Raw genomic sequence first — 9,242 nt, forward strand, 5'->3', positions numbered from 1 at the left:
CGGCGCTTGAGGACGCCTCGCACCGCACAACCGCAGACACACCCGGGACCCGGCAACCCCAGCCCGTCCGGCGTTTGAGGACGCCCCCACCGCACAACCGCAGACACACCCGGGACCGACCAACCCCAGCCCGCCCGGCGCTTGAGGACACACCCCACCCACGCATCCGCAGCTGCACCCGGAGCCCCGGCAACCCCAGCCCGTCCGGCGTTTGAGGACGCCTCGCGGCGCCCGCGCAGCGGCGCAGGCGCGCCCTGGGCCGGGGCCGATTGCAGCCTGCCCGGCGATTGAGGGCGGCGCGGGGCAATCTCGGGGCGCAGGCTAGGTTGCCGAGCCCGCCCATTCGGCCACGCGCGAGCGAAGCGCCTCGGCCAGTTCCGTCATTCGCGCCGATGTCATCCGCGACTTCAGTCCGGTCACGCTGATCGCGGCCGCCGGCGCCGACCGTCCCAGGAACAGCGGCACCGCCACACACCGCAGCCCCAGCTCGTTCTCCTCCAGGTCCGTGGCCCAGCCACGACGCCGCACCTCGTCCAGCTCGGCGGCCAGCTTCGGCACCGAGGTGAGCGTGTGTCGAGTCGCCGGCCGCAGCGGCAGCCGAGGCGTCGCCCAGGCCCGCAGCGCCTCGTCGGTGGGATACGTCCAGGCCAGCAGCGCCTTGCCGACTCCCGTGCTGTGCGCGGGATTTCGCCCACCGATCACGGACGAGAGCTTGATCGCGCCGGACGCCTCGACCTTGTCCAGATAGACCACCTCACCCGCGTCCAGGATCGCCACGTGCACCGTCTCGTCGGTCACCCGGCGCAGGTCGGCGAGCAGCGGATGCACCATCGAGCGCAGGTCGATGTCGTCGTGGAACCGGAACGCGGTGGCGAGCAGCTGACTCCCGATGAAGTAGGGGCCGTTCACCTCGGGCTGGGCGGCGAATCCGCGGTGCTTGAGCGCCCCGAGCAACCGGTGGAGGGTGCTCTTCGGGATGTCCAGATCACTCGCAAGCTCCTCCAAGGCGATACCTCGGGGCATTTCGCCCATACGCATCAGGATCCGCAGTGCTCGATCCACGCTGATCACGGGCGAATCGCTGTTGCCGGTCAAGGGCCCCCCTAGGGAACGAAGCATAAATGGGATGGCATTCCGTCTGATGGAATGATAGACCGTACCGCGCATCGCTGATAACGTCCCGGCTCGTCGACCGGTCACGGAGGAGAAGCGATGCGCGGGCTCATCGGCAAGCGGATACTCGTCAGCGGCGGCAGCAGCGGCATCGGCCTCGCAGCCGCCCGGCGCTTCCTCGAAGAGGGGTGCCGCGTCCTGGTGGGCGGCCTGGATCCGGCCGAGGTGGACGAGGCCGTCGCGGAACTGCGCCCGCTCGGCGAGGTCACCGGCTTCGCCGTCGACGTCAGCCACGAGCCGGACGCGACCGCCCTCGTCGAGGCCGCCGTCCGCGAACTCGGCGGCATCGACGTACTCGCGAACAACGCCGGCATCGCCTGGCGCGAACCCTTCCTGGAGATCACCCCCGAACATTTCGACCGCATGCTCGCGGTCAACCTGCGCGGCATGTTCCTGGTCGGCCAGGCGGTCGGCCGGCACATGGTCGAACGCGGCGGCGGTGGGGTGATCGTCAACATGTCGTCCACGAACGGGATCGCGGGTGAGGAGGACTACGCGCACTACAACGCCTCCAAAGGAGGTGTCCTCCTGCTCGGCAAGACGATGGCGGTGGAACTGGGCCGGTACGGGATCCGGGTGAACACCCTGTGCCCCGGATACATCCGTACACCACTCAACGCCTCGATCGCAGGCGCAATGACAGACCCCGACTTCGAATCCACGTACATCACCACTCGAATCCCCCTGGCCCGCGCCGGCCGCCCCGAAGACGTAGCCGCCGCTTACGCGTTCCTGGCCTCGGAGGACGCAGCCTTCATCCACGGCACCGAACTGGTCATAGACGGCGGCCAATTGGCAGTCATGTAGCACCGACCAGGCCCCCACCCACCTCCATTCGGCCCGCGTCCCAGCCGCGTCGAAATCGCAACCACCCCACCCCGAACCGCAGTTCACCCCGGCCCGGACCCCAGCCCCAATCCGGTCCGCAACCATCTCGGCCAGGTCCGCAGCACATCTCAGCCCGTGCGGCGTTTGAGAACGAATGGGCCGCAGGCCGACGCGCCGGACCCACACTGCCGACGCGACCACCGCCGTCGGCCGCGAACCCACACCATCGCGACGGCCACCCGCCCGAGGGAGACCCACGGAACATGCCCCTGTCCATGGACCTGATCGACCGCCTGAGCGCGATCGTCGGCGCCGAACACGTCCGCCACACCACCGGCGACCTCGTGCCGTACGCCCGCGACGCCACCCCCCTGTTCGACCGACTCCCGGACGCCGTGGTCTTCCCGGCCGACACCGCCGAGGTCGCCGCCGTACTGCGCCTGGCGACCGAGCACCGCGTGCCGGTCGTCCCCCGGGGCGCCGGCTCCAACCTGTGCGCGGCCACCGTGGCCCTGAACGGCGGCATCGTCCTGGTCACCACACGCATGAACCGCATCCGCGAGATCAGCCCCGACGAACTGCTCGCCGTGGTCGAACCCGGCGTGACCACCGCCGCCCTGGCCGACGCCGCGACCGCGCACGGCCTGCTCTTCCCGCCCGACCCGGGCAGCCGCACAGTCTCCACCGTCGGCGGCAACGTGGCCACCTGCGCGGGCGGACTGCGCGGCCTCAAGTACGGCGTCACCCGCAACTACGTACTCGGCCTGGAAGCGGTACTGCCCACCGGCGAGGTGATCCGCACCGGCGGCCGGCTCTGGAAGGACGTGGCCGGCTACGACCTGACCCGCCTGCTCACCGGCTCCGAGGGCACCCTCGCCGTGATCACCGAGATCACCATGGCCCTGCTGCCCGCCCCCGCCGACACGGGCACCGGGATCGCCTACTTCCCCGACCTGTCCCACGCCGGCCGCGCGGTCGCCGACATCCTCTCCGCCGGCATCGTCCCGGCCACCCTGGAATTCCTGGACCGGAGCTGCGTCAACGCGGTCGAGGACTTCGCCGACCTCGGCCTGCGTCGGGACGCCGGGGCGCTGCTCCTGTTCGGCGACGACGGTACGTCCGACGCGGTCCGCCGCGACCTGAACCGCATGGCCGAGTTGTGCGACGCGGCCGGCGCCACGGAATGGACCCTGGCCGAGGACGTGGCCGGCGCCGAGGCACTGCTGACCGCTCGCCGATGTTCGCTGCCCGCGCTGTCCCGACTCGGCGCGCTGACCATCCTCGAGGACGCCACCGTGCCGCGCCCCAGGATCGCCGAGATGGTCGACCGGATCGACGCCATCGCGGCCGGGCACACCGTCACCATCGCCACCTTCGGCCACGCCGGCGACGGCAACCTCCACCCCACCTGCGTGGTGGCCGACCCGAACGACACCGAATCGATCGAGCGCGCGCACGCCGCCTTCGACGACATCTTCCGCACCGCGATCGAACTCGGCGGCACGATCACCGGCGAACACGGGGTAGGCGCCGCCAAGTTGCCGCACCTGCGCGCCCAACTCGGCGACGAACAGCTGCAATTGCTCAGCCGGATCAAGACCGCCTTCGATCCCGCCCGCATCCTCAATCCCGGAAAGCTCGGCTCATGACCGGTGTGTTCGACCCCGAGGAACTCTCCCGCTGCATCTCCTGCGGCTTCTGCCTGCCCGCGTGTCCGACCTACGCCGCCACCGGCGACGAGGCTTCGTCGCCGCGCGGCCGGATCAACCTGATGCGCGCGCTGGAGACCGGCCGCCTGGACGCCGACGACCCGACCCTGCTGGAACAGTCCTCCGCGTGTCTGGGCTGCCGCGCCTGCGAACCGGTCTGCCCGGCGGGCGTCCCGTACGGCTCCTTGTTGGAACAGTGGCGCGAGCACCAGTGGCGGGGCAAACACCGACCGCCACTGGCCCGGCTGTTGACGATCGTGGTGAGCCTGCCGCCGGTGGTCCGCGCGATGGGCTGGGGCCGCTTCGTCCTGCCGGCCGGGCGCAGCAGCCCCGACAGGGCAACCCGTCCGGCCACACCCCGGAGCCCGAAACCACCCACTCGGCCCGCACAGCCCGCACAGCCCACGCCACCCGCCGGCACCGGTGCCTCCCTCATGCTCGGCTGCTTCGAACGCGCCATGTTCCCGAAGGTCTCCCGCGCGGCCCGCACCCTCCTGCCCGGCCTGAAGGTGCCCGACGACCAGGGCTGCTGCGGAGCGCTGCACGCGCACAACGGCGAATCGACCAAGGGCCGTGCCCTCGCCCGCCGCCTCGGCGAACGACTCCCCGGCCGGATCGTCACCACCTCCGGCGGATGCGCCGCGCACCTGGCCGACGTCATCGGCCGCGACCGGGTCGCCGAATTGTCCGAGGTGGTCGACGTCTCGGCCCTCCCCGAACGCCGGGTGGCCGGCCGCCGGGTCAGGGTCACCCTCCAGGACTCCTGCCACCTGCGCAACGGCCTCGGCGTCTGGCGCGAACCGCGCGAAGTCCTTTCCGCAGTGGCCGACTTCGTGGAAACCCCGGGCGCCGGCGACTGCTGCGGCGCGGCCGGCACCCACTCCCTCCTGCGCCCGATCGAATCCCGCCGCATCCTCGACCGCAAGCTGGACGCGATCGAGGCCAGTGGCGCCGACGTCGTGGTCGCGGTCAACCCGGGCTGCCTGCGCCAACTCCGCACCGGCCTGCGGCGCCGCAAGTCGCGCGTACGCGCGGTACACCTCGCCGAATTCCTCACCGCACCCAACGGCGGCGCCCGGACGCCCTGACCACGACGGACCCGACACCGGCGTCTCGGGCCGGGTTCGGCGTATGCGGCTCCACACGGGGGGAGCCGCATACGCCGAACCCGACCCGAGACACCCACACCTATCCGGCTCGGCCCTGCCCTCCCGAGGCTCCGGCGAAGTGACAAGCGGCTCGGAGTGAATGGCGCCGGGACCACGGGCCCACAACCTCGCCGAGACGCGCCGTGTTTCGCTGACACCGGCTGCTTCGGCCGACTGACAGAATCGGCACATGGCCGGACCGCGTGCGCGGGCACGACTTCGCTGGACGGGGTCGGCCGCAGAGACACTGATCTTCCTGTCCAGTGTCGCGTTCCTGAGCAGCACCGCCCGGTGGGCGCTGATCGTGTGGGTCGTCGTCGGGTCGCTCTACATCGCCGGCGGGTTCGCGGCCGTGTGGCGGGGACGGCCCGTCGAGGCCGGCGCGGTCACGGAGCTGCGCGCTCTGGCCCGGTGGTCGTGGATCGCGCCGCTGCTCGCGGGGACGACCGGCGCCGTATCGGCGGTGACGGCTCTGCTTGCGAAGGACCAGGTCGTCGGCGGTCATCGTGATCTCGGACTGACGGTCGCCGCTTCGCTCGGGGTGATCCTGTCGTGGGCGCTGATGCAGGTCGGCTTCGCGCAGATCTACCTCGTCATCGACGTCACCGGCGGGCACGGCGACCTTCGGTTCCCCGAGGGCACGACGCCGTCGTTCCTGAGTTTCGCGTACTTCTCCTTCACGCTCGCCACGTCGTTCGCGACCAGCGATGTCGAAGTCGTCGGTGTGCGGATGCGGCGGATCGTGCTCGTCCACACCGTCATCGCCTACTTCTACAACGCCCTGGTGGTCGCCGTCGCGTTCCAGGTGCTTCAGGGGCTCGTCAGCCCGTGAGGCGCGGCCCGCGACGACATGCCACCCCGCGATGACGGGGTGTACCCGAGCCGAGGTTCGATCACCGGCAGTCCATACAGGGCAAATCACCCGAATCGGTGCCAGTCAGGCCGAAAGCCTCCATCACGCCACCCGGCCCGAAGGGGCCATCCCATCGAACGCCGGTTCCGCGACGCGCGCGCCTTCACCCTCGCCGCATCCCACAAATGGGCAGGTCGGGAGCCGTTTCGACCCGTTTTCCACCATCCCGAGACCGTCGTTTCCGACAAATCCCGTGGCGCACGTCACATCCCGCGCACCGATTGTCAGGAACTCGCACGCACCGTGAACCGAATTTCCACGATTCTCACTCCCCGCAATTCCGACCTCACTCCCCGCTGAAGGTCCCGGACACAATGCGTGGACGCTTCGGGACTTTCGGTCCCCTAATTCCACCCTTCCGACCCGAATCTTCGGTTTCGGCGAAACGTGATGTTTGGATCCGAGTCGGGTGTATGCGTAGCTTGGTGCTTCGCCGCACCGGTCCGGTGTTCGGCGGAATGTGTCTCCCGGTTCGCCGAATCCTGCCGCCGGAGAGGCCACGGTACGAAACCCGAAAGGCAGGAGCGGGGGAACCAAGTGGAATGCCGTCCCGGGCGTCCGCATGTCGCGGACATCCGATAACGACGGCTTGGGGTGAAGCCGTGCCCGCCTCCTCGATACCCGAGGAGTCGACGCCGGCCGGGCGAGACTCTCCAGCCCGAATCCGACAGCTCACTTCGTAGGCGTGGGAGAAGGAAAATCTTCGTGCAGTCGTTCATCACCCCTGCCCGCAAGCCCAAGAACGCGCGCCTCGCGCTCACCCTCGGCATGGCCGGCGCCATCGTCGCCGCCCCGCTGATCACCGGCTTCGCCACCTCCGCCACCGCCGCCCCGGTCTCCGTCTGGGACAAGGTCGCCATGGGCGAGAGCTCGGGCAACTGGCACATCAACACCGGCAACGGTTTCTACGGTGGCCTGCAGTTCACGCAGAGCACCTGGAACGAGTTCGGCGGTCAGCAGTACGCCCCGCGTGCGGACCTGGCCACCAAGGACCAGCAGATCGCCATCGCGGAGAAGGTCCTCGCCGTACAGGGCCCCGGCGCGTGGCCGAACACCTCGGGCCCCGCGGGCCTGACCCGTGGCGGCGCCGCTCCGGCCATCTCCCCCAACGCCAAGTCGGGCTCGACCAAGGCCACCGTCAAGGTCGCCCCCAAGGTCGCCGAGAAGCCGGTCGAGTCCGCGCCGGCCCCGAAGGCCCCGAAGATCGAGGTCGTCCCGGCCGCCGAAACCAAGGCCACGACCACCACCTACTCCGTGGTCAAGGGCGACACCCTGTCCAAGATCGCCGCGGCCAAGGACGTCGAGGGCGGCTGGCACAAGCTGTACGCCGACAACAAGTCCGTCATCGGCGGCAACCCGAACCTGATCCTGGTCGGCCAGAAGCTCTCGCTCTCCGGCAAGGCCGCGGCCGCCACGAAGACCGAGGTCGCGCCGAAGGCCGAGGCCAAGGTCGAGACCAAGACCGAGGCCCAGCCCTCCGTGTCGGTCAAGGTCGCCCCGAAGCCCGTGACCAAGGAGAAGGCCCCCGTCGTGGCCAAGGACTCCTCGGCCAAGGCCGGCAGCACCGCCGTCAACTCCTCGGGCTACGTCGCCCCGGTGAACGGTGCCCTGGGCACCGCGTTCGGCACCGGTGGCTCCATGTGGTCCAGCGGCAGCCACACCGGCCAGGACTTCGTGGTCGGCACCGGCACCTCCGTCAAGGCCATCACCTCGGGCACCGTGGTCAGCGCCGGCAACGGTGGCGCCTACGGCAACGAGGTCGTCATCAAGCACGCGGACGGCAAGTACTCGCAGTACGCCCACCTGTCCAGCATCGGCGTCCGCGCCGGCCAGACGGTGAGCACCGGCCAGCAGATCGGCCTCTCGGGCGCGACCGGCAACGTGACCGGCCCGCACCTGCACTTCGAGATCCGCACCACCCCGAACTACGGCAGCGGCATCAACCCCGTCACCTACCTGCGCGCGCACGGCGTCAACCTCTGATCCGAGCACAACCGGGAAGTTCCAGGGCCGGGCCCGTCGACCACGCGTCGACGGGCCCGGCCCTGTTCCATGCCCACCGCGCGGGCGGGTCCGGCCGAGTGCGCACTGTCCGCCGGAGCGGGCACCGCCCGCCCGAGCGAGCACCATCCGCTACGCCCACCGCGCACCCGGCAGCGCTTCCCCCGCGTCAGCCCCGCGCGGGATAGCGCTTCGGCAGCGGCAGCCCTCGCGCCGCCATCAGCTCCCGCAACCGATCGGGGTAATCGGTGATCAGCCCGTCCACGCCGTCGTCCATCAACTTCGCCATGGTCGCCGGATCGTCGATGGTCCACGGCACCACCTTGATGCCCAGTCGGTGTGCCTCCTCGACCATCGCCCGGGTCACGTAGGGACGGTAGTTCGGGTCGCCCACCCTGCCGTCCTGCGGAAAGCCGTGCACCGGCGAGAACGACGTCGCGCCGAACGACTTGATCGCCCGCAGCGGGTCGCCGCCGAAGTCGTCGATGTCCAGGCCGCCCAGCCAGGGCGAGGCGCCGGGCTTGCCGACCTGGAGGAAGTCGTAGTTGGTCAACGCAACGAGCGGCAGCCGGGGTTCGACCTGACGCATCCTCATCAGCGAGCCCCAGTCGAAGCTTTGGATGGTGACCTGGCGCAACAGCCCGGCCCGGCGCACCTCGCGGGCCACCGTCTGCACGAACTGCTCGCGCGGCGCCGTCTCGTTCGGCGCGCCCGCCTCGACCTTGGTCTCCACGTTGAGCTTCACGCCGCGTGCGTGGCGCCGGTTGACCAGGTCGAACACCTCGGTGAGCAGCGGCATTCGGGCGCCGGGCGAGGTGGTCTGGCCGGGGAAGCCCGGGAACTGCCGCGACCCGCAGTCGAGGGTACGGACCTGGTCGAGGGTAAGCGTGTTGACATACTTCCCGACGTAGGGGAACTCCGGGTCACCGGCCCGCACGGGTCCGGTGTCGGCACACTTGCGGCCGTCGACCTTGCGGTCGTGGGTGACCACGGCCCGGCCGTCCTCGGTGATCTGGACGTCCAGTTCGAGGGTGGAGACCCCCAGGTCCAGGCCCTTGGCGAAGGACGCAATGGTGCTCTCCACGGTCAGGCCCAGACCGCCGCGGTGCGCCTGTAGGTCGAAGGTCCTGTGGTGATTTCCGTGGCGGTCCGCCGCGGCGGCCACTCCCGGCGCGGCAACGACCGCCGCCCCGGCCAGGATCGCGGCCGTGACGGTCTTCCATCCGGACATGGACGTCTCCTTCTCGCTCCGTTCGACGACACTCGACCGTCGACGCCCACACCCTGTCCCGCACCACATGATGCGCGGGGAGGCTGCTCGTGGCGCCCAGGCGAAGAAGAAGCGAAGAAGCAGCGAATCACGCCACCGGAGCCGCAACGGCGCGCCCACGACCACCACTTCGCCCCCGACCCGCCGCCCCGCCCCCGCGACGGGCGCGCCCCGGGCGCCGGACGGGATCGAATCCCGTC

Annotated in this window: 7 protein-coding genes and 1 riboswitch; of the genes, 5 read left to right on the forward strand and 2 right to left on the reverse strand. The window is 70.4% G+C overall.

Annotation, left to right across the window (positions count from 1 at the left end; genetic code table 11):
• Window positions 1-321 precede the first annotated feature (321 nt).
• Window positions 322-1,095, reverse strand: a complete 774-nt coding sequence (locus ACWGR4_RS42865; RefSeq protein ID WP_161500913.1) for an IclR family transcriptional regulator — start codon at window positions 1,093-1,095, stop codon at window positions 322-324.
• Window positions 1,096-1,212: 117 nt separating this feature from the next.
• On the opposite strand from ACWGR4_RS42865, the gene ACWGR4_RS42870 reads away from it, so the two are divergent.
• The 5 genes from ACWGR4_RS42870 to ACWGR4_RS42890 all read left to right on the forward strand — a co-directional run bounded on the left by ACWGR4_RS42870 (window position 1,213) and on the right by ACWGR4_RS42890 (window position 7,754).
• Window positions 1,213-1,980 carry an SDR family NAD(P)-dependent oxidoreductase gene (locus ACWGR4_RS42870; protein WP_380003666.1) on the forward strand — a complete coding sequence of 256 codons (768 nt, stop codon included), beginning with the start codon at window positions 1,213-1,215 and terminating at the stop codon, window positions 1,978-1,980.
• A gap of 284 nt (window positions 1,981-2,264) precedes the next feature.
• A complete protein-coding gene (locus ACWGR4_RS42875) occupies window positions 2,265-3,650 on the forward strand; it encodes an FAD-binding oxidoreductase (RefSeq protein WP_380003665.1) in 1,386 nt (461 codons plus the stop codon).
• Complete coding sequence (locus ACWGR4_RS42880; RefSeq protein ID WP_452134323.1) at window positions 3,647-4,798, forward strand: (Fe-S)-binding protein; 1,152 nt, start codon at window positions 3,647-3,649, stop codon at window positions 4,796-4,798. The genes ACWGR4_RS42875 and ACWGR4_RS42880 overlap by 4 nt, the downstream gene beginning before the upstream one ends.
• Window positions 4,799-5,048: 250 nt before the next feature.
• Window positions 5,049-5,690, forward strand: a complete 642-nt coding sequence (locus ACWGR4_RS42885; protein ID WP_452134116.1) for a DUF1345 domain-containing protein — start codon at window positions 5,049-5,051, stop codon at window positions 5,688-5,690.
• A 580-nt stretch (window positions 5,691-6,270) separates the two neighbouring features.
• A riboswitch (cyclic di-AMP (ydaO/yuaA leader) is annotated at window positions 6,271-6,472 on the forward strand.
• A gap of 67 nt (window positions 6,473-6,539) precedes the next feature.
• Complete coding sequence (locus ACWGR4_RS42890) at window positions 6,540-7,754, forward strand: transglycosylase family protein (RefSeq protein ID WP_452134117.1); 1,215 nt, start codon at window positions 6,540-6,542, stop codon at window positions 7,752-7,754.
• A 187-nt stretch (window positions 7,755-7,941) separates the two neighbouring features.
• On the opposite strand, the gene ACWGR4_RS42895 is transcribed toward ACWGR4_RS42890, so the two are convergent.
• Window positions 7,942-9,003: a glycerophosphodiester phosphodiesterase family protein gene (locus ACWGR4_RS42895; protein WP_452134142.1), complete on the reverse strand. Its 1,062-nt coding sequence runs from the start codon at window positions 9,001-9,003 to the stop codon at window positions 7,942-7,944.
• Between the last annotated feature and the right edge of the window lie 239 nt (window positions 9,004-9,242).

This window comes from Embleya sp. NPDC055664, assembly GCF_053618075.1.